We start from the raw sequence: 19,946 nt of genomic DNA on the forward strand, positions 1-19,946 counted from the left end.
CTTATGGGGTAGCGCAATAGCCTGAAGACTTGATTAACGGATCAGGATTGGCGCTTGCCGGCGAATCACGTCCGCCTGAGCGCGACCGCGTAAAAACCGTCGAGGCCGGTTGCGCCATCTATCCTTGCCGCAGGCGTGGTGCGGATCGCGCCGTCGGCGTCGAAAAACGGCTTAAGCGCTTCCGGTCGTCCGGCTGGAAAATCCGAGCGCTCGGCAGGCGCGCCATCGGCCAGAAGCCGCTCGATAACCGTTTCGCCCTCCAGCGGATCGAGCGAACAGTTGGAGAAGATTACGAGGCCGCCCGGGCGCACCAGATCGAGCGCGCGCCGCGCCATGGCGTATTGCACCTCCGCCAGCTTCTCGATGTCGGAAAAGTCCTTGGTCCAGAACACGTCCGGATGCCGCCGCGCGGTGCCGGTGGAAGAGCAGGGGGCATCCAGAAGGGCGGCGTCGAATGGCGTTTCCGGCTGGTATTCCATCATATCGGCCGCAATCGTCTCGGCGGAAAGCCGCAACCGGGAAAGGTTCTGCTCAAGCCGCTTGAGCCTGCTTTTGGAGCGCTCCAGCGCGATGACCCTGCCGCCCTGCATGATCAGTTGCGCGGTCTTGCCGCCGGGAGCGGCGCACAGGTCGATGATGCGCTGACCGGCGAGGTCGCCAAACAGCGTTGCCGGAATGGCGGCGGCGGCATCCTGCACCCACCATTCCCCCTCGGCAAAGCCATCCATGTCTGAGACGGCGCCGGAGGGCGCATCGAGACGGATGGTCCCGGTGGAAAGCACCGTGCCGCCAAGGCGCGCAGCCCAGCCTTCGGGGTCGGACTTGACGCTGATATCGATCGTCGGCGGCTGAAGCTGGGCGCGGCCGATGGCCAGCGCCTGATCTTCGCCATAGACAGCCGTCAGCCGTTTCGAGAACCAGTCGGGGATCGGGCTGACGGTTTCGAGTTCGGCCAGGATTTTCGCCTTGCGCCGCGTCATGCCGCGCAGCACGGCATTGACCAGGCCCGCGAACCGTTTGTTGCGCGGATCGGCATTGGCCTGTTCCACGGCAATATCGACGGCGGAATGATCGGGTATATCGAGATAGAGGATCTGGGCGGATGCGACCGCAAGCACATGGGCGAGGGCGCGCGCGCCGCCGGGCAGCGGACGGTCGAGCAGCGAGGCGACCGCCTGATCGAGCATCGGCTTGTGGCGCAGCGTCGTCAGCACCAGCGCGCGGCACAGGGCCCGGTCGGCGGGGCTGAGCGCGCGATAGGCGGGGTTGCCGTGTTCGGTATCGATCATGCCGTCGAGCGGCGTCTTGCGGTCGATCACGGCTGCGAGGATTTTGGAGGCGGCGGCGCGGGCGGCGTAGCCGGGCTTGTCGTTCGGACGGCCCCTTTCGGGACCTGTCCGCATCATGTCATCATTCAAGACCAGGGACCTTTGAAGGGCGGTTCACTGTCGCCGCCGGTCCGAGGCACCGACTGCGATCTGCGGGTCGCTTTAGCAGGCCGGGGGGCTTGCGTCGAGGTCACACCCATGCGGGCGGCCTGTTCGCGCAGCGCGGCGAGCCGGTTTTCCGTCTTGGGGTGGGTCGAAAACAGGTTGTCCATGTTCTGGCCCGACAGCGGATTGATGATGAACATATGGGCTGTTGCCGGGTTGCGCTCGGCCCGTTCATTGTGGATGACCTCGGCGCCGTGATGAATTTTCTGCAGGGCGGAGGCAAGTGCCAGAGGATTGCCGCAGATCTCGCCACCGCGTTTGTCGGCCGAATATTCGCGGGTGCGGCTGATCGCCATCTGCACCAGGGCTGCCGCCATCGGGGCGACGATCATCATCACCAGCACGCCGACGATGCCGAGCGGATTGTCGCGCCCGCGCCCGAAGAAGAACGCGAAATTGGCGAGCATCGAGATCGCGCCGGCAAGGGTGGCCGTGATCGTCATGGTCAGGGTGTCGCGGTGCTGGACATGGGCCAGCTCATGGGCCATGACGCCGGCCAGTTCCTCGCGCGAGAGCATTTTCACAATGCCGGTCGAGGCTGCGACAGCGGCATGTTGCGGATTTCGGCCGGTGGCAAACGCGTTCGGCTGCGGGCTGTCATAGAGGTAGACCTTGGGCATCGGCAACCCGGCGCGGCCGGCAAGCTCGCGGACCATGCCGTAATATTCCGGCGCCGTGCGTTCGTCGACCTCCTGGGCGCCGTACATCCTCAGCACCATGCGGTCGGAATTCCAGTAGGAAAAGACATTCATGGCGGCGGCGACGAAGAAGGCGATCACCATGCCGCTCTGACCGCCGATCAGATAGCCGATCCCCATGAACAGCGCCGTCATTGCGGCGAGCAGCATGGCGGTGCGAACGAAATTCATGTCGATGTCTCCTGAAGCGACAATGGGGAGCTCTTCAGATTGAATGAAGCTTGCACTATAATTGGGGCATGGTTCTGCATATATCAATATTGCGGCGACCGAGGGTCCGCATTCATCAGAGAACCGCATTGACGAGAGACAGGGCATGACAGACGGAAACGACGGCAACAGCAACGAAAACGCCGGCCTGCCATCGGCGGCCGATCTGGCAGCGCTCACCGCAACGCCAGAAATCCCGGCTGAGGAACCCGACGCGCTCCGCCGCGAGAACCTGCCGGAGCCGGCGAAACGGGCCCTTGCTGAGGCCGAGGAGCGCCGCCGCGACGCTGAAAACACCCGCAAGGCGGCGACCGAGGTCGGTGGCCGAGGTGGTCTCGACCCCGCGCGATTCGGGGATTGGGAGATCAAGGGCCGTGCAATCGATTTTTAACTATGGGTAAAAATTCCTATTGATATGCGGAAAATAAAGGAATAAATTCCTTTATCATGAATCGCCCGTTTTCCACATCCGCGCTGATTTGCGCCGTTTTATTGTCGCTGCCGCTTCCGGCCGGCGCCGTCGAGATATTCGCCGGGCCGGTGAGGGCGGAGGTCGTGCGTGTCGTCGATGGCGATACGATCGCGGTCGAGGCGCGGCCATGGCCGGGGCAGATCGTCGAGACGCTGGTCAGGGTGCGCGGGGTCGATACGCCGGAGCTTCGTTCCTCCTGCGGGGCTGAGAAGGAAGCGGCCAATATCGCGAAAGCCTATGTGATTTCACTGCTGCGCGAGGGCGAAACCGTGGAACTGCGCGAGATCGCGGGCGACAAGTATTTCGGCCGCGTGGTGGCCAATGTCGGCCTGCCCGATCATCGCGATCTCAGCACATTGCTGCTGACCGGCGGCTATGCCGTGCCTTATGACGGCGGGCGCAAGACGCCCTTTGCATGCCCTTCGTCGTGAACCGGCGCGGAACCCGTCAGATCAACGCGCCTTCTTCATTGAAGAAATGCAGTTTTTCCGGCCGGAATTTCAGCCCGACCTGCTTGCGGCGCATCCCGGCCTCGATCTCCGCGACGCGCACGATCAGGCGGCCGGCCTTGCCGCAGTCGACATAGAGGAACGTGTCGGAGCCGAGATATTCGTCGATCTCGACCGTGCCGGTGACCTGTCCCTCGCCGGGGGCAACGACCTCGATATGCTCCGGACGGATGCCGAGCGATGTCGGCGCCTCCCCGGTGCCCTCAGGCAGCGCATCGCCGCCATGGCCCTCGATGACATATTGTCCGTCCTTGCCCGAACACGGCAGGATATTCATCTTCGGCGAGCCGATGAACTGGGCGACGAACAGGTTGTCGGGGCGTTCGTAAAGGTCGCGCGGCGTGCCGATCTGCATGATCCGGCCATCCTTCAGCACCACGATCCGGTCGGCAAGCGTCATCGCCTCGACCTGGTCGTGGGTGACGTAGATCATCGTGGTGCCGAGCGTTTCGTGCAGGCGGGCGATCTCGAAGCGCATCTCCACGCGCAGCGCCGCGTCGAGATTGGAGAGCGGCTCGTCGAACAGAAAACCCTTCGGCTCGCGCACGATCGCGCGGCCGATCGCGACGCGCTGGCGCTGGCCGCCGGAAAGCGCCTTGGGGCGGCGGTCGAGATAATCGTCGAGCTTGAGGGTTTCGGCGGCGCGTCCGACCTTTTCCTCGATTTCCTTCTTCGGACTGCCGGCGGTCTTCAGCGAGAAGCCCATATTGTCGCGCACATCCATATGCGGATAGAGCGCGTAGGACTGGAACACCATCGAAAGCCCACGCTCGGACGGCAGCCGGTCGGTGACGTCGTCGCCATCAAGCAGGACGCGGCCGCGGCTGGTCTCCTCCAGCCCGGCGATCATCCGGAGCAGCGTCGATTTTCCGCAGCCGGAAGGACCGACGAAGATCACGAATTCGCCGTCTGCGATCGTAAGGTCTATGCCCTTGATGACCTGCAGGTCGCCGAACCATTTTTCCACGTTTTCGAGCTTTATGGAGCCCATATCATTCTCCTTCAGCCTGCAGCATGTCGTCGCCCATCGCCCAGGCCAGATGAATGGCGGCCGTCCAGGTGAACAGCTTGCCGCCGAGCCCTTCGCCCGAAAGCGGATCGAAATATTCGTAGAAGCCGGATTTCTCGACCGCCCTGCGGGTATCGCCGCGCAGCCGTTCCGACAGCGCCGTCTCGCCCTTGTCGGCAAGGCCGATGGCGATCATGTAATTGACCACCGACCAGATCGGCCCGCGCCAGTAGCGCCGGCTTTCAAACCGGTCGTCGCGCGGGTCCCAGCTTGGAAAGCCATAGGTGCAGTTGTCGAGCACGGCTGTGATTTCTGCAATCGAGCGGGCCTGCTGGTCGGGCGTGCCGGCATCGGCGTAGAGCGCCATGGCCGACGCGTTGGTAAACGCCGTCGAGAGCCCGCCGGAGCGCAGGTCCTTCGCCACGAAGCCGCCGACATCCTCGCTCCAGAAACTGCCGCAGCCTTCCTTCGAACGCTTCAGCCAGCTTTCCGCCTCGTCGCGGATACCGGGCTCTCCGAATTCGTCCGCAAGCTCGGCAAGGTCGCGGTCGCCGCGCATCAGCGCGAACTGGACGCAGGGGTCGACCATGAATAACGGGCCGTTGCGGGCGATTTCCAGATGGTCCCAGCGGCATTCCTGGCCGAAGCGGACGATGGCGAGGTAGCGGTTATACTGCTCCGCCGTCGGCCGTTCGGAGGGATCGACATGGGTGATGTCGCGGCGCGGCAGATCGCCGAGGTCCTCGGGCACGGCGACCTGCGCCATGCCGATATCCCAGTCCGGGCAATTGTCGCGACCGGATTCCCACGGGTGGATGATGCCGACGACGCCGGTTTCCTCCGGGTCGCGGTAGGTGTGGAACCAGCGGTGCCAGGCGAGGAGTTTTTCGAACAGCGCCTTCGCCCGCGCGCGGTCCATTTCGCCGCCGGTCTTCAGCATGGTCAGCATCGCGCTTGCGGCCACCGGCGGCTGGGAATGGCCGGAGGAGGGGGGCACGGTGTTCGATTTCCACATTTCCGGGCCCGGAAAATAGTCCGGGTCGGTCTTGTGGAAGATGATGTGCGGCACCATGCCGTCGTCCCACTGACCGGAGAACAGCGTCTCGATTTCGGTCCACGCCCGGTCGCGGTCGAAGGCGGCGAAGCCGAGGGCGGCGAAGACGGAGTCCCATTCCCACTGGTAGGGATAAAGCCGCGCCGTCGGCACGGTGTAGCCGCCCCGGTCGTTCATGCGCAGAATGTCGATCGCCTGCTGTCTGAGGGAAGCGTGCATGGTCATCCTTTCACGCTGCCGGCGGTCAGCCCCGCCACCAGGAAGCGCTCGAACCAGAGGAACACGACCAGCACCGGCACGGTCGCGATCACCGCGCCGGCCATCAGGTGCTGGCGTGGCACTTCCGAGGAATTGAGCGAGACCACGCCGCGTGAGAGCGTGAACATGTTGATGTCGTCGAGGAACATGAAGGCGAACAGGAATTCGTTCCAGGCGATCATGAACACGTAGAGCGCGACCGAGGCGAGTGCGGGAAGCGCCAGCGGCAGCGTGATCTTCATGATAACGCCCGGCCGTTTCAGCCCGTCCATCAGCCCGGCCTCTTCCAGTTCGGAGGGCAGGCCGCGGAAATAGCCCTGCAGCATATAGAGCGCGACCGGAATGGTGGTCGCCGGATAGACGATCATCAGCCCGAACAGCGAATTGCGCAGACCGATCTGGGAGAACGCCGAATAGAGCGGGATCACCAGAACGATCGCCGGCACCATGTAGATCATCAGGATCGAGCGCGACAGAAAGTTCTGTCCGGGAAACCGGAGCCGCGCCACCGCATAGGCGCCGGGCACCGCGAATACCAGCGTGATCACGACGGTGGCGACCGAGACAATCGCCGAATTCATCAGGAACGTGCCGAAGTGATAGGTCGTGAACAGCTCGATATAGGAGCGGAACAGGCCGGAAATCCCTTGCGAGAAATCGATCGAAAGATCGAGCGGGTTCGCCACCAGCGATTGCTGGCTCTTGAAGCTGGTCATCACCATCACATAGAACGGCAGCGCCACGACGATGGTAAACAGCGTCAGCCCAAGGCCCTTCATGAATCGCAGGAACACCACTTCCAGATGATAGCGGCCGATATTGCCGGCAGGCTGGTCGTAAAGCGCGGCAATGATCGACCAGCACAGGGCGGCGATGAAGGCGGCAAGCGCGACGAACTGATAAAGCGTCGAGTAAAGCAGGGACAGGCCGAACGGCTCGCCGAAGGTGACGAGCATCAGCACGGCGAAGATGGTAAGGGCAATGACGGCCTGAACCGTTGTGCCGCGCGCTTTTCGCCGCTCCCGGGTCTTCACCGGCGAAAGTATGTAGATCGCGGCGCCGAGCGCGCCGGCAAGGGCTGCCACCCACACCTGCGGCGCGCTTGGCTCGCCGGCAAACAGCGTGTAGATCAGGCCGATGACGACCATCCAGACGGTGCCCCAGAAGGCCCCGACGAGGATGGCGGCGATGAAACCGGTTCCGATACGCATCATCCCTCGTCCTGCGGTGAGAATTTGAAGAACAACAGCGAGAAGACGAGCAGCACGGCGAAGACCACCACCGCGACCGCAGCACCCGCGCCGAGATTGGAGACGGCAAAGGCCTGTTCATAGACATCGACCGTCAGCGTGCGCGTTCCCGCCGCCCCGCCGGTCAGCAGGAAGATGTCGTCGAACTTGTTGAACGTCCAGATGAAGCGCAGCAGGAACAGCACGGCAAGAATGCCGACAAGCTGCGGCAGCGAGATGTACCAGAACTGCTGCAGCGGCGTCGCGCCGTCGATCTCGGCCGCCTCGTAGACATCGCTCGAAAGCGACTGCATGCGCGCCAGAATAAACAGGAACGACAGCGGAAAGTAGCGCCACGCCTCGAACGCGATCACCGTCGTCAGCGCCACCGGAAAATCGAAGGTGAGCCCGAAGATTGAGATCGGAATGTCGCGCTGGCCGAAGAAATCGATCGGCGCGCCGATCATGCCGGAGCGCACCAGAAGCGCGTTGAGGGTGCCCGAATAGGGATCGAGCAGGATCACCCAGGTGAAGGCGACGGCAATCACCGGTGCCACGTATGGAAACAGGAACAGGCCGCGCAGTACCGAACGCCCGCGAAAGCTCTGGTTCAGAAGCTGCGCCGCGAACAGCCCCAGCACCAGCGCGCTCGCCGTGCCGAACACGGTGTAATAGAAGGAGACACGCAGCACTTTCCAGAAATCCGGCGAGGAGAAGATGCGCGAAAAATTGTCGAGCGTGAACTGGAAATTGGTCAGGATGTTCTCGGCGCTGCCGAAGGCTGCCGGATCGCTGTCGCGCGGGCTGACGGGGGTCTGCAGATAGGCGGTGTCGGCGATCACCTGAAGGCGGATACTGTCGCGGAATTTCGGAGGCAGGTCGCCGAGCGTGCAGGTGACCTGCCGGTCCTCAAGTTTGCAGCGTTCGTCGACGCCGGTGACCTTCAACCCGTCGGGGACGATATCGACGAAGCCCGCCTCATAGATCGAGGCATCCTGCGAGGTGTTGCGCAGGCGGTATTCGAGTTCGACCGCATCGCCGGCATTTTCGATATCGCCGCGAATGCGCTCGTTGATATTGAGCTGCGGCGGGCGCAGGTCGGAAAGCTCGACCGGCTTGAACGAGATCCAGAAATTGGCGATCAGCGGCAGAAGCACGACCGCGAGCACGATCAGGAAGGTTGGCGCGAGCATGGAATAGGCGAAACGCATCTCGCGTCTGGCCATGCGGCCTATGGTCTTGGGCGGCCCCTTCGGCGTCGTTTCGGTTGTGTCTGTCATGCGCTCGATTCCGGAGACAGGGTCGACCGGGCAACCGTCAAGGGTCGCCCGGCGGTTGTTCCCTCAAGGGAAATCAGTTGATTGCCCCAAGCTCCGAATTGAGCTTTGCGACGGCCTCCGGGCCATCGATCTCGCCGTCGATATACTGGCGCATGACCTGATTGATGATCTGGCTATTGATCATCTTGGAGGCGAGCGCGAGCTGGCCTTCCTTCACGCCCCAGCGATTGGCGCTTTCAAGCCCGGTCACGATCTTCTGCACGGTTTCCTCCGGGTAGAGATCGGCCAATGGCGCCTTGCGGTCGACGCCGACGGGCAGCGTTGCCCATCCGTCGACGAACTTCGTAGCCTCGTCGGCGGTGCCGCGGCGGACCGGGAACTTTCCTTCCGGCGCCATCGACAGCGTGTTCATATAGCCCTCATCCATCGAGAACTTGATGAACTCGGATGCCACCTCGATATTGGCGTCCGCCGTCACGCCGAGATAGCGGATATCGGCCCAGGCAGCGCCATCCGGATTGGACGGGCCGGAGAAGGTGGTGACGACATCGGTTTTCTGGGCAAGCTCCGTCGAGGTCGGGTCGTCGTTGATGGTCGGCGGCGCGCTGTCGCGCAGGCCGGCCAGTTCATCGAGGATGAAGGGCGACCAGATGACCATTGCCGCCTTGCCGTTGAAATAGAGCGAGCGCGACTGGTCCCAGTAGAGTTCGCCGGCGGGCGAGGCATCGGCAAGCGTCTTGTAGAATTCAAGGACTTCGATGGTCCTTGCTTCATCGAGCGGCTTGAAACCGTTGTCGTCCACCGGCGTCACGCCATTGGCGAGGAACACATGCTCGAGCACCTGGCTCATGTAATTGTCGTCGATCTTGGTGGCGGCGACGAAGCCGTACACTTCCGGCGGGTTGTGGAGAACCTCGATGGCCTTGGCGATGTTTTCATAGGAATCAGGCGCGGCAAGGCCATTCTCGTCAAACAGATCCTTGCGGTAGATGATCATCTGGGTCCAGCCGTCGACCGGCACGGAGGCGGTCATGCCCTCGAACTGCGCCATTTCGATCGCGCCCGGCGCGAACGTGTCGATCCCGAGGTCGTTGACGATCTCATCGTCGATTTCGACGTCGAGAATGCCGGCTTCGGCCCAGGGCAGCACATACTGCACGGTGTGGTAGATGACGTCGGGAAGGTCGCCGGCGGCAAAGGCGGCGGTGGCGCGGGTGCCGAGATCGCTCTCGGTCACCGGAATGACCTGAACCTCGTGGCCGGTCGCCTCCTTGAACTGGTCGGCGATTTCCTGCTGTTTGGCGAGGCGCTCCGGCTGTTCCTCCGTGGTCCAGAAGCGGATCGTATCCGCCTGCGCCATGGTCGCGGTGCTCGCGGTCAGCGCCAGTGCGGCTGTCAGTTTGCTCAATGTCGACATGTAGGTCCTCCCTCATTTTCAACCGGCGGCGTGCCGGGATCGAACTCCTGCGGGGCTAAAAGGCGATCGTCCGGGGCGGCCCCTGTCCCGGTGTCGTTGGCAATCATATTCGAACCGGCGGAACCGGGTCGATGTTTCGCTTCGAAAGAAACTTTCAGGCTTCACCGAAGGTGAAGTTCCTCCCCAATGCGTTGAATGCGGCCATTGTTGCACAAAAAATACGCCTGACCGCTTCTTAGGCAGAAATGTAGCGCCGAATGCTGCGTGGGGTCAAGCCGAAGAGCCGCCCGGGACGTGCAGCCGGGGTTCATGGCGGTTGCCTGTGGCGCAAGGCATGAAAAAAGGGCCCGTTGCAAAGGCCCTTTCCTCGTTTTCTTGTTTCAGCGATGCCTAAGACTGCATGCGGCGGAAGAACGGGCCTCGGAATGCCGATATGGCAATCCCTTCGTCGCGATGCTGGCCGCCTGCAAGAGCTGCAAACCAAGCGCCCGCCGCACCGAGAACAGCGCCTGCGCCGGCGGCAAAGGCGGTGATCGTGGAGGCCGAATGCAACAGCTGCATCATCTCGGCGCTGACTTCCGGATCGGCGGCGGCGGGCGCTAGGGCAGACGAGACCGCTGCCGAAAACCCGGCCGCAAGACCCATCGCCACGGTCGCGAGCGCCCAGACGACGATGCCGTGAATGCCATCGCGAAACTCGCTCTCGTCCTCGGTGCCGTCGCCGAAATGCGAGCGCATTCGCCCGGCGACATATCCGCCGGCGCTGGCGCTGGCGAAGGGGATGAAAACCAGCCACAGGCCCACCAGGAAAATACCCCATGTCAGGCCGTCTTCAAGGGTGGGGTCGGCGGTCGCGAGCCCGATTCCCGTTCCGAACTGCGTCAGGACGACGGTGAGCGCGCCGGCAACCATCGCGCCGCCGAAGATCGCGCCCCATTCGAGATAGGACACGCCCGGCTTGGCGGCGGGAGGCGCCGCAGGGGTGGTGCGATCAATATCACTCATGATCACGCCAGACCCAGAACCGAAAGGATGAACATGACCACGACGATGAGGCCGACGAGATAAATAATACCACTCATTTTTCTGCTCCGGTTGAAATTGATATTCCATAAACGGCTCCGCGCGGTGAACGTTCCGAAATCTGCCGGTTTTTTGGAGGCGATGCGCCGACCGGAGGTCGCGGCGCTTGCCGGAGAACGCCGTTTCGGAACGCGAAAAAAAACGAAAATTGTGCAAAAGGTTCGTGGACCCGGGCGAAGAGTTTCGCCACTCTGGCGCATGAGGAAGCCTGTTGACGGGAGAAGACACGATGCCGTATCGCCGCCTGCGTTCGCAAGACTGGTTCGACAATCCGGACCATGCGGACATGACCGCGCTCTATCTGGAGCGATTCATGAATTACGGCACCACGCCGGAAGAACTGCGCTCCGGCCGGCCGATCATCGGCATTGCCCAGAGCGGCAGCGACATCAATCCCTGCAACCGCCATCACCTCGATCTGGCGCGCCGGGTTCGCGACGGCATTCGCGATGCCGGCGGCATTCCGATCGAGTTTCCCTCCCATCCGCTGTTTGAAAACTGCAAGCGCCCGACGGCGGCCCTTGACCGCAATCTCGCCTATCTCGGCCTTGTCGAAATCCTGTATGGCTATCCGCTGGACGGCGTGGTGCTGACGACGGGCTGCGACAAGACCACGCCTTCGGCGCTGATGGCGGCGGCCACCGTGAATATTCCGGCGATCGTCTATTCCGGCGGCCCGATGCTCGACGGCTGGCACGAGGGCGAGCTTGTAGGCTCCGGCACGGTGATCTGGCGGTCGCGGCGCAAGCTTGCCGCCGGCGAGATCACCCGCGAGGAGTTCCTGGAAACGGCGCTCGATTCCGCGCCCTCGGTCGGCCATTGCAACACGATGGGCACGGCCTCGACGATGAATGCGCTGGCCGAGGCGCTCGGCATGTCGCTGACGGGATCGGCGGCGATCCCGGCCGCCTATCGCGAGCGCGGCCAGGTGGGCTATCGCATCGGCCGCCGCGCGGTGGAACTCGTGAACGAGGATATCCGTCCGCTCGATATCCTGACCCGCAGGGCTTTCCTCAACGCCATCCGCGTCAACGCAGCCATTGGCGGCTCGACCAATGCCCAGCCGCATCTGGCGGCAATCGCCCGCCACGCCGGCGTCGAGCTGAAGCCGGTGGACTGGCAAGACTACGGCTATGACATCCCGCTGCTCGCCAACGTCCAGCCGGCGGGCAAGTATCTGGGCGAACGGTTCCATCGCGCCGGCGGCGTGCCCGCGATCATGTGGGAGCTGCTTCAGGCCGGCAAGCTCGATGGCGACGCGCCGACGGTTACCGGCGCGACCATGGCCGACAATCTCGAAGGCCGCGAGGCGGTCGATCGCGAGGTGATCCTGCCCTACGACAATCCGATGCAGCAGCGGGCGGGGTTTCTGGTGATGAAGGGCAATCTGTTCGATTTCGCGATCATGAAGATGAGCGTGGTTTCCGACGCGTTCCGGCAGCGCTATCTGATGGAACCCGGCCATGAGGGCGTGTTTACGGGCAAGGCGGTGATCTTTGACGGCTCGGAGGACTACCACGCCCGCATCAACGATCCGGCGCTCGACATAGACGAGCGCACCATTCTGGTGATCCGCGGGGCAGGCCCGCTCGGCTGGCCGGGCTCTGCCGAAGTGGTCAACATGCAGCCGCCGGATCATCTCATCAGAAAGGGCATCACCAGCCTGCCGACCATCGGCGACGGGCGGCAGTCCGGCACGGCCGACAGCCCCTCCATTCTCAATGCCTCGCCGGAAAGCGCTGCAGGCGGCGGGCTCGCCTTTCTGCGCGACGGCGACATGATCCGCCTCGATTTCAATCAGGGGCGCTGCGACATGCTGGTCGATGACGCCGAGATCGAAAGACGAAAGGCGGAGGGACTGCCGAAGGTGCCGGATGACGCGACGCCCTGGCAGCGGCTTTACCGCCAGACCGTGACGCAGCTCTCCGATGGCGGCACGATTGCCGGCGCTGACGACTTCCGCGACATCGCCCGCCGCCCGCCGCGCCACAATCACTGATATCGCGCGTAGAAAACCGGGAGAGAATAAAAAAACCGCCAAGAATACGGTATCTTTAGGAATTGCGGATACAAGCTATTGACAACTTCGCTGTGGGCTTCTCCTGAAAGGCTCCAACGCGGTCAAGCGATTTGCAACCCGGAACGCAACCGCTCCGGCGATCCGGTTGACGTGAAACTGGCAGAGTGTGGTTTCCGGGCGCTGACAGGCGTTCCGGTTGTTCAGACCCAAAGGAGGGTCATTTGGTACGAGTAAGCGTGTTTGGCATCGGCTATACCGGCACCGTTTCGGCGGCCTGCCTCGCCGAGCAGGGTCATCAGGTGGTCGCGGTCGACATCGATCCCGACAAGGTTGCCGCCATCAATGCCGGGCGTACGCCGATCGTCGAGGAGCGTCTCGACGAACTGGTCTGCGGCAATCACGATGCCGGCAGGCTGTCGGCGACCACCGATATCGCCGCGGCCGTTCGGGACACGGATGTCTCGATTGTCTGCGTCGGCACGCCGGGCGAGGCTTCGGGCGCGATCGGGCTTTCCTATGTCACGGCCTTGTGCCGTTCGATCGGCACGGCGCTGGGCGAAAAGAAGGGCCATCACAGTGTCATCATGCGCTCCACGCTGGTGCCGGGCACGATGGAAACCGTCTGCGTGCCGGAGCTTGAGTGCGCTTCGGGGCTGAAGGCCGGGACGGATTTCGGCGTGGGCTATTTCCCGGAATTCTTGCGGGAAGGCACCGCGGTCGCGGATTATTTCGATCCGTGCCTGATCGTCTACGGCGCGATGGACGATCCGACCATGACTGTGTTGCGCGGCTTCAACGCGGCGCTGCCGGGGAAACATCACGCCGTCGACATGAAGACCGCCGAGATGATCAAATACACCAGCAACAGCTGGCGCGCGACCAAGATCACATTCGCCAACGAGATCGGCAACATTGCCAAAAGCGTCGGCGTCGATGGCCAGGCGGTGATGAAGATACTGTGCTCGGACGACCAGGTCGCGATGTCGCCCTATTTCCTGCGTCCGGGTTTCTCCTTCGGCGGGTCATGTCTGCCCAAGGATCTGCGGGCGCTGCGTTTTCTCGCCAATTCCAATGATGTGGCGGCCCCGTTGCTCGAAGGCGTGCTTGCCGCCAACGAGAACCAGATCGCCCGCGCCGAGGCGCTGGTGAACAAATTTGAAGGCCGCACGGTCGGCATGGTCGGCATCAGCTTCAAGCCGGGCACGGACGATCTGCGTGAGAGCCCGCTCGCGGCGCTTGCAAGCCGGCTGCTCGACAGCGGCCATGAGGTGAAGATCTACGACCCCTCCGTCCAGGCAGCCTATGACGGGGGCATGAGCGGGGCAGGGCGCGGCAATGACAGGATCGCTGATCTGCCCGCAAGGCTCGTCGCCGATCTGGCGGACTTGATAGCGTTGTCAGATATCATCGTTGTCGGCCATCGCTACAGGGAGGCGGTGGAGCCGCTCTCGGCGCTGATCGGCGACAGGCCGATGGTCGATCTCGCCCGTATCGCGCCGGGCGTGGTCACGGGCGATGCCTATGAGGGCATATGCTGGTAGGAACGGGATGCTTTATCATATCCTCTACATATGTACGGCTGTGAATATCGCGCTGTTTGCCGCGCCAAACGTCGTCGGCAAGTCCGGCCAACTGGCGCTGGCGATCGGGGTTCTCGGCATCTGGCGCTATTCCTGGGGGATTCTGAATTTCATCCGCGCGAAATACTATCTGAACGTTGCGTTCCCGCGCCGGCGCAGGCGGGCGGAGGCGCTCTATGCGGCGCTGCCCTATCGGGCGCATGCCTTCTTCCTGGTGACCACCTACAAGATCGATCCCGCGATCACCGCCCCGGTCTATCGCTCGATCTTCGAGGCGGCGCGAAACTCCGAGGGCGGGGCGACGATCGTCGCTTCCGTCGTCGATGCGAGCGATATCCGGCTGATCAAATCCGTGTTCGCCGGCTCCGACGCGAGCCGCAGCGGCACGGTGTCGCTGATCTTCGACCGGATCGCCGGCACCGGCAAACGCGATGCGCTGGCGACGTCGCTGCGCACCATCACGCGCCACAATCCGACCCGCCGCGACATGATCTTTCTGGTCGACGGCGACACGCGGGTGCCGGAAATCCTTGTGGCAAAGTCGGCCCCTTTCTTCACCGACGAAAAGATGGGGGCGCTCACCTCCGACGAGGTTTCCGATGCGACCGGCGGCCGGCTTTTCCAGGACTGGTTCCACCTGCGCTTTGCCCAGCGCCAGCTGATGATGAGTTCGATGGGGCTCAGTGAACGCGTGTTGACGCTGACCGGCCGCATGTCGGTGTTTCGCGGCGACCTTGCAAGCCAACCCGGGTTCATCAGCGGCGTGCAGCATGATTTCATCGACCACTGGCGCTTCGGCCGGGTCAACTTCCTGACCGGAGACGACAAGTCGACCTGGTTCTGGCTTCTGAGGCACGGCTACAAGATGGGCTATCTGCCCGACGTGAAAACCGTTTCCGTCGAAACCCAGCCGCGCGACAGCTTTTACGATTCGGCGATCGTGCTGATGCGGCGCTGGTTCGGCAACACGCTGAGGACCAGCAACCGCGCATTGGCGCTCCCGGCGAGCCGGATCGGCTATTTCACATGGTGGTCGATCCTGGATCAGCGCATGTCGATGTGGACCACGCTTGCCGGCCCCTGCGGCATGCTGCTGGCGGCCTATGTCTTCAATCCTTATGTTTTTCTCGCCTATATCGCCTGGGTCATGGCGTCGCGCTACGTGATGTGCACGATGATCTCGACCTTCCGGGCCGGCGGGTTTCCGGTTACCTATCCGTTTCTGCTGTATTTCGGCCAGATCGGCGGGGCGCTGGTCAAGACCTACGTATTGTTTCGCCTCGACCGGCAGAAATGGACCCGTCAGAACACCGCAACCGGGACGGTCCGGCAACAGAAGGGCTTTCTCGGGTCAGACGGATTTTCTTTGTATCTTCACGCGCTGGCGGTAGCATGGCTGATATTGGGCATGATCTGGTTCGTCGATATATCGGGCGCTTAGGAGCTTTGCATGCTTATGGAACATCACGCCGAGACCGGACCCGAGGAGCCCAGGATGGCGGCTGAGCTGCCCGACAACGGCCATGACAGCGATCATCCCTCGATCTGGATGCCGTTTTCGGTGTTCATCGACGGTCGGGAGCTGGAAGGCGTGGGAATTTCACTCGTCGCGGCCTATGCCGGCGGCTGGACGGGCGAGGATATTTCCGGCCATCGCATGATTGCCCGGTTCAGCTTCCAGTTCGAGGGCTATTCCGTGGTGCTCCCGATCGAGGTCAGCGCCGAGCTGGAATCCCGCAACAGTGGCGCCTACAAGCTGGTTTTCCTCAATCCTACCGGCCCGCATCTGCCGCATCTGCGCTATATGATGAATGCCTATCTGGCGGGCGATCTGGTGCAGATCAACGAATTGCTGCGCGTGCCGCCGGAAGCGCGGCAGAAATCGGTGGCGCCGCCGCCGCCGCGCAAGAGTTTCCGCGAGAGGATGCGGCGACTGGCGGGCGCGGGACTGGTGACTGCCCTGACGCTCGGGCTGATCGCGCTCACGCTTTACACCATCCATTATCATATCTTCGTTCACCGGGTGCCGGGCCTTGCCACCGTCACGCCGGCAGGCCTGCCGCTGACCGCGCCGGAGGCCGGACAGATCGCCTATGTCGACCAAAATGCCGGCGAGGGCGACGTGGTGTTCTCGCTGCAATCGGCGCGCGGCGGCATGTTGAACTTCTCCAATCCCTGCGATTGCAAGATCGTGCTTACCGAAAACGGCGCGGTCGGGGCGACCGTCCTGCCCGGAACGCCGATCGCCTATGTCAGGACGGACGATTCCGGACCGACGATCAAGGTGGTGATGCCGGATGATCTGGCGAAATTGCTGCTGTTCGGCGCCCAGGCGCATGCATCGCTGCCGAACGGCGACGACCTGCCGCTGACCGTCAGGGACGTCAAGGCGGAGGATGGCGTCTCGGGCACGACGGCGCTGGTGACGTTCAGCGCCGCGGACGATGTTCTCACCGCATCGGACATCGGCAAGACGGTTGCGCTGACGGTGACCAGCAAGCCCTATGCGAACCTTCTGGAGCGGATCCGCAACCGGCTCTCCCGGTTCACGGCGACGAAAGAGTTGAGCGAGCGGGCCAGGGAATGGCCGCTGATCGGCAATGCCCGGGCCGCGACGGAGAAGGGCCGATGAGGTCGATCTATCCGCTCATCATGTGCGGCGGCGTCGGCATGCGGCTGTGGCCGTTGTCGCGGGTGGAAACGCCGAAGCAGTTTCACCGCGTGGCCGGACGCGGATCGCCGAGCTTCTTTCAGGCGACCGTTGAACGCCATTCCGGCCCCGGCTTTCACGATCCCTATGTTAGCGTGAACAGCCGCTATGAAGCGCTGGTGCGCGCGCAGCTCCACGCGGTCGGCCGCGCGGGCGAACTGATGATCGAGGAAAGTTCGCGCCACACCGGCCCTGCGGTGCTCGCGGTAGCCCTTGCCATCGAAGCCCGTGATCCCGGCGCGCTGATGGCGGTGTTGCCGTCGGACCATCTGATCGAGGGCGATTTCGGCGCGGTGGTGCTTTCGATGCGCGCGGCCGCCGAGAACGGGCGCATCGTGCTTTTCGGCATCCATCCGGCCTACGCCGAAACCGGTTATGGCTATATTGTCGATGATGGACCGAATACGCGCTTCGCCGGCGCGCGCGATGTTTCCCATTTCATCGAGAAACCGCCCCGTGAGGTGGCTGAAAAGCTGATCGCGGAAGGCAACGCCTATTGGGCGTCGGGCGTCAGCCTGTTCCGCGCCGATGTGCTGATCTCCGAGTATCAGCGTCTCGATCCCGAAACGACTGAAGCGGTGCGCGCGGCAGTGGAGGGGGCGGCAAAGGCTTCGGGCCGCACCGTTCTCGACGACCGCCACTTCCGGAAGGCGCATGGCGCGGCAACCGAAAGCGTCGTCTTCGAACACAGCGACCGGGTGTTGATGGCGCCGGCCGATATCGCGTGGAACGATGTCGGAAGCTGGCGCTCGCTCTATGAAATCGGGACCAAGGATGGCGCCGGCAATGTCGCGAGCGGCGATGTCGTGTCGGTGGATACGGCCGGTTCCTATATCCGCGCCCAGGATGGCAAGCTGATCGCGACTGTCGGCATCGACAATCTCGCCATCATCGATACCGAGGACGCCCTGCTGGTCGCCTCGCTCGACCGCACCCAGGACGTGCCGCTGGTGCTGAGCGCGCTCAAGGAACGCAAGGGCAGGTCCGAGATCACCAAGCCGAAATGGGCGCATTCGGGAACGCCGCTGAAGGCGGGGGCCGGTTATCGTCTCGCCGAACACGAAATCATACCGGGGGCGGCGCTGTCGATAGCTGCGGAGGAAAGCCGGAACCGGGTGCTGACGATCTGTGCCGGAAACCTCGAGCTGGAACAGGGCGCCGGCTGGCGCGGCAAGCAAGCCGGAGATACCGTTGCCATTCCCGCGGGCCTCGGCTGCGTGTTGCGCAATCACGGAGAGGTCACCGCGACGCTGATCGAACTGCAGTATGACGCCGCCGAGCTGGATGATGCGCCCATCCTTGCCTCCGGAGGTGAGGTGAAATGATCCGCAGCGGGCGCGTTTCCGGATGCTGCGCGGCATTGTTGCTGCTGCTGGCCGCCTTTGCGCCCTCCGCCGAAGCGCTCGATCACGCTCGTCTGGAACAGATCAACCGCAATGCCGATCGCCTGCTTGAGACGTTGAACAACGACGATGCGGGCATCGAGCCGGCGCTTTCCGCAGCCAGGACGTTGATGGAAGAGGCGGGCGTCAAGGCCATGCCTGAGGCTCTGCCGCAACGAGCGGAGCCAGTGGCCGGATCTGTCGCTGCCGACGGGCGCGGAATTGCCCCGGCCGAATTCGGCAAGGCATTGTTGGCGCCGATCCTGCAGCGGGTCGCGCTGGAGATCGGCAATCTCGGTCACCGCGAACTGATGGAGGCGGCATCGCCCTCCGGCGGGCAGGCGCTGCTGCTGAAAGGCGGCGACTTCACCCTTGCTGGCCTTTCCAGGGCGCTGGCGGACACAAACCAGGACGGCCTGCTTGCGGCCTCGGACAATGGCTATCGTCTCACGATACCGCTGGTCATTGCCGAAAACGCCGCGCTTTCGCTAGGCGAGGGCGACCGGCTGGAAATGGCGACGGAGCGGGGCGTCTTCATCCTCAATGAGGGCCTGCTGACGATCCGCGATGCCGAGGTCGTCGGCTCTGCCGCAGCCGCGAGAATTGCCGATTTCCATCCCTTCATCCTGACGGTGCGCGGCGGCCGGGCGGAGATCGAAGACAGCCGGCTTTCGGGTCTCGGCTATGACGGCCAACCGCTGTTGAGCGGCATCGGCTTTGGCTCGAGCCGTTACGCCGGAAACCGCAGCAGCGGTCTGGTCACCGGCAATATTCTGAAGGATATCCGCTCGGTGGAGGTGACCGGCCTTGCCGGTTTCCGCTTCTCCGAAAACCAGCTCGACGGCGCGCGCGGCATCGGGCTCAGGCTCGAGCGGGTCGATCACGGCGTCATTGCCGATAATCTGATCGTGGCGAGCGGCCAGCACGGCCTGCTGATCATCGGCGGCAAGAATACGGTGGTGAGCGGCAATGTGATGGCGGAAAATGCCGGTCGCGGCATTTTCGCGCGCGACGGCGTCGGCCATGCGACGATCACGGGCAATGTTCTTCTGGCAAACGGCGTCGAGGGAATTTCGGTCGCGGGTGGCGCCTGTGTCGATATTTTCGCCAATGCGGCGCTTCGCAATCGCGCCGACGGCATTCGGGTCGTCCAGAGCCTTGGTGTGCGGATTTCCGGCAATCTGCTGGCGCGCAACCAGGGCGCCGGCATCGCCGTCACCGATGCGATCTCTCCCGATGACGAGACCGAGATCACGGACAATATCTTCCTCGCCAATGTTTCCGGTATTTCGGCGGAACGCTTCTCGCGCCTACTGTTGAGGGAAAACGATCTTTCCAACCAGTTGCCGGTGCTGTTTGCCGGCGCGCTGCAATATGAAACGCCGCGCTATCTCACCTTCAAGCGCGGACTTGCCGATGGGGCCGACACCGGTTTTGCGATATCCGCCGCCGGCTCTGCCGCGCCCTCGCTGTTTCGCGGCAATCGCGGTCAGTTCAGCCTAGCCGATTATACCGGCTGCGATCGCGGGGAGGGCGAGTGAG

At 63.2% G+C, this 19,946-nt stretch carries 17 protein-coding genes; 8 read left to right on the top strand and 9 right to left on the bottom strand.

All coding sequences use genetic code 11. The features are described 5' to 3' along the window. Nucleotides 1-65: 65 nt before the first annotated feature. Nucleotides 66-1,424, bottom strand: a complete 1,359-nt coding sequence (locus tag HQ843_RS13680; RefSeq protein WP_371822176.1) for an RsmB/NOP family class I SAM-dependent RNA methyltransferase — start codon at nucleotides 1,422-1,424, stop codon at nucleotides 66-68. Beyond that, entirely contained in the window at nucleotides 1,415-2,362 is a 948-nt protein-coding gene (gene htpX / locus HQ843_RS13685) for a zinc metalloprotease HtpX (protein WP_180897798.1), read from the bottom strand. Before htpX ends, HQ843_RS13680 begins: the two co-directional genes overlap by 10 nt. Before the next feature lie 187 nt (nucleotides 2,363-2,549). Here htpX and HQ843_RS13690 point away from each other — a divergent pair, with 187 nt between their 5' ends. Further along, nucleotides 2,550-2,792: a DUF1674 domain-containing protein gene (locus HQ843_RS13690; RefSeq protein ID WP_371822174.1), complete on the top strand. Its 243-nt coding sequence runs from the start codon at nucleotides 2,550-2,552 to the stop codon at nucleotides 2,790-2,792. Between the two features lie 56 nt (nucleotides 2,793-2,848). Then, nucleotides 2,849-3,304, top strand: a complete 456-nt coding sequence (locus tag HQ843_RS13695) for a thermonuclease family protein (protein WP_180897796.1) — start codon at nucleotides 2,849-2,851, stop codon at nucleotides 3,302-3,304. A 16-nt stretch (nucleotides 3,305-3,320) separates the two neighbouring features. On the opposite strand, the gene HQ843_RS13700 is transcribed toward HQ843_RS13695, so the two are convergent. The 7 genes from HQ843_RS13700 to HQ843_RS13730 form a co-directional block, all read right to left on the bottom strand. Continuing rightward, entirely contained in the window at nucleotides 3,321-4,373 is a 1,053-nt protein-coding gene (locus HQ843_RS13700; RefSeq protein WP_180897795.1) for an ABC transporter ATP-binding protein, read from the bottom strand. 1 nt (nucleotide 4,374) lies between these two features. After that, a complete protein-coding gene (locus HQ843_RS13705) occupies nucleotides 4,375-5,664 on the bottom strand; it encodes an MGH1-like glycoside hydrolase domain-containing protein (protein WP_246710108.1) in 1,290 nt (429 codons plus the stop codon). A 2-nt stretch (nucleotides 5,665-5,666) separates the two neighbouring features. Further along, on the bottom strand, nucleotides 5,667-6,917 hold the full coding sequence (locus HQ843_RS13710; protein WP_210275223.1) for an ABC transporter permease subunit: 1,251 nt from the start codon (nucleotides 6,915-6,917) through the stop codon (nucleotides 5,667-5,669). After that, nucleotides 6,914-8,212, bottom strand: coding sequence for a carbohydrate ABC transporter permease (locus HQ843_RS13715; protein WP_180897792.1), 1,299 nt, complete (start codon nucleotides 8,210-8,212; stop codon nucleotides 6,914-6,916). The genes HQ843_RS13710 and HQ843_RS13715 overlap by 4 nt, the downstream gene beginning before the upstream one ends. Nucleotides 8,213-8,285: 73 nt before the next feature. After that, the gene (locus tag HQ843_RS13720; protein ID WP_180903222.1) at nucleotides 8,286-9,629 is read right to left on the bottom strand and encodes an ABC transporter substrate-binding protein; all 1,344 of its coding nucleotides are present in this window, start codon (nucleotides 9,627-9,629) and stop codon (nucleotides 8,286-8,288) included. A 390-nt stretch (nucleotides 9,630-10,019) separates the two neighbouring features. Then, a complete protein-coding gene (locus tag HQ843_RS13725; protein WP_180897790.1) occupies nucleotides 10,020-10,634 on the bottom strand; it encodes a hypothetical protein in 615 nt (204 codons plus the stop codon). A 2-nt stretch (nucleotides 10,635-10,636) separates the two neighbouring features. Beyond that, complete coding sequence (locus HQ843_RS13730) at nucleotides 10,637-10,912, bottom strand: hypothetical protein (protein WP_180902334.1); 276 nt, start codon at nucleotides 10,910-10,912, stop codon at nucleotides 10,637-10,639. Nucleotides 10,913-10,941: 29 nt separating this feature from the next. On the opposite strand from HQ843_RS13730, the gene HQ843_RS13735 reads away from it, so the two are divergent. The 6 genes from HQ843_RS13735 to HQ843_RS13760 all read left to right on the top strand — a co-directional run bounded on the left by HQ843_RS13735 (nucleotide 10,942) and on the right by HQ843_RS13760 (nucleotide 19,945). Then, the gene (locus tag HQ843_RS13735) at nucleotides 10,942-12,711 is read left to right on the top strand and encodes an IlvD/Edd family dehydratase (RefSeq protein ID WP_180897789.1); all 1,770 of its coding nucleotides are present in this window, start codon (nucleotides 10,942-10,944) and stop codon (nucleotides 12,709-12,711) included. A gap of 242 nt (nucleotides 12,712-12,953) precedes the next feature. Beyond that, nucleotides 12,954-14,273, top strand: a complete 1,320-nt coding sequence (locus HQ843_RS13740) for a nucleotide sugar dehydrogenase (protein WP_246710109.1) — start codon at nucleotides 12,954-12,956, stop codon at nucleotides 14,271-14,273. Nucleotides 14,274-14,280: 7 nt separating this feature from the next. Further along, nucleotides 14,281-15,753: a glycosyltransferase gene (locus HQ843_RS13745; RefSeq protein WP_180897788.1), complete on the top strand. Its 1,473-nt coding sequence runs from the start codon at nucleotides 14,281-14,283 to the stop codon at nucleotides 15,751-15,753. A 9-nt stretch (nucleotides 15,754-15,762) separates the two neighbouring features. Then, nucleotides 15,763-16,944, top strand: a complete 1,182-nt coding sequence (locus HQ843_RS13750; RefSeq protein ID WP_180897787.1) for a hypothetical protein — start codon at nucleotides 15,763-15,765, stop codon at nucleotides 16,942-16,944. Next, nucleotides 16,941-18,347, top strand: coding sequence for a mannose-1-phosphate guanylyltransferase (locus tag HQ843_RS13755; RefSeq protein ID WP_180897786.1), 1,407 nt, complete (start codon nucleotides 16,941-16,943; stop codon nucleotides 18,345-18,347). Before HQ843_RS13750 ends, HQ843_RS13755 begins: the two co-directional genes overlap by 4 nt. Next, nucleotides 18,344-19,945 carry a right-handed parallel beta-helix repeat-containing protein gene (locus tag HQ843_RS13760; RefSeq protein ID WP_180897785.1) on the top strand — a complete coding sequence of 534 codons (1,602 nt, stop codon included), beginning with the start codon at nucleotides 18,344-18,346 and terminating at the stop codon, nucleotides 19,943-19,945. Before HQ843_RS13755 ends, HQ843_RS13760 begins: the two co-directional genes overlap by 4 nt. Nucleotide 19,946 lies beyond the last annotated feature (1 nt).

The organism is Martelella sp. NC20, assembly GCF_013459645.1.
In the GTDB taxonomy this organism is placed as follows: domain Bacteria; phylum Pseudomonadota; class Alphaproteobacteria; order Rhizobiales; family Rhizobiaceae; genus Martelella.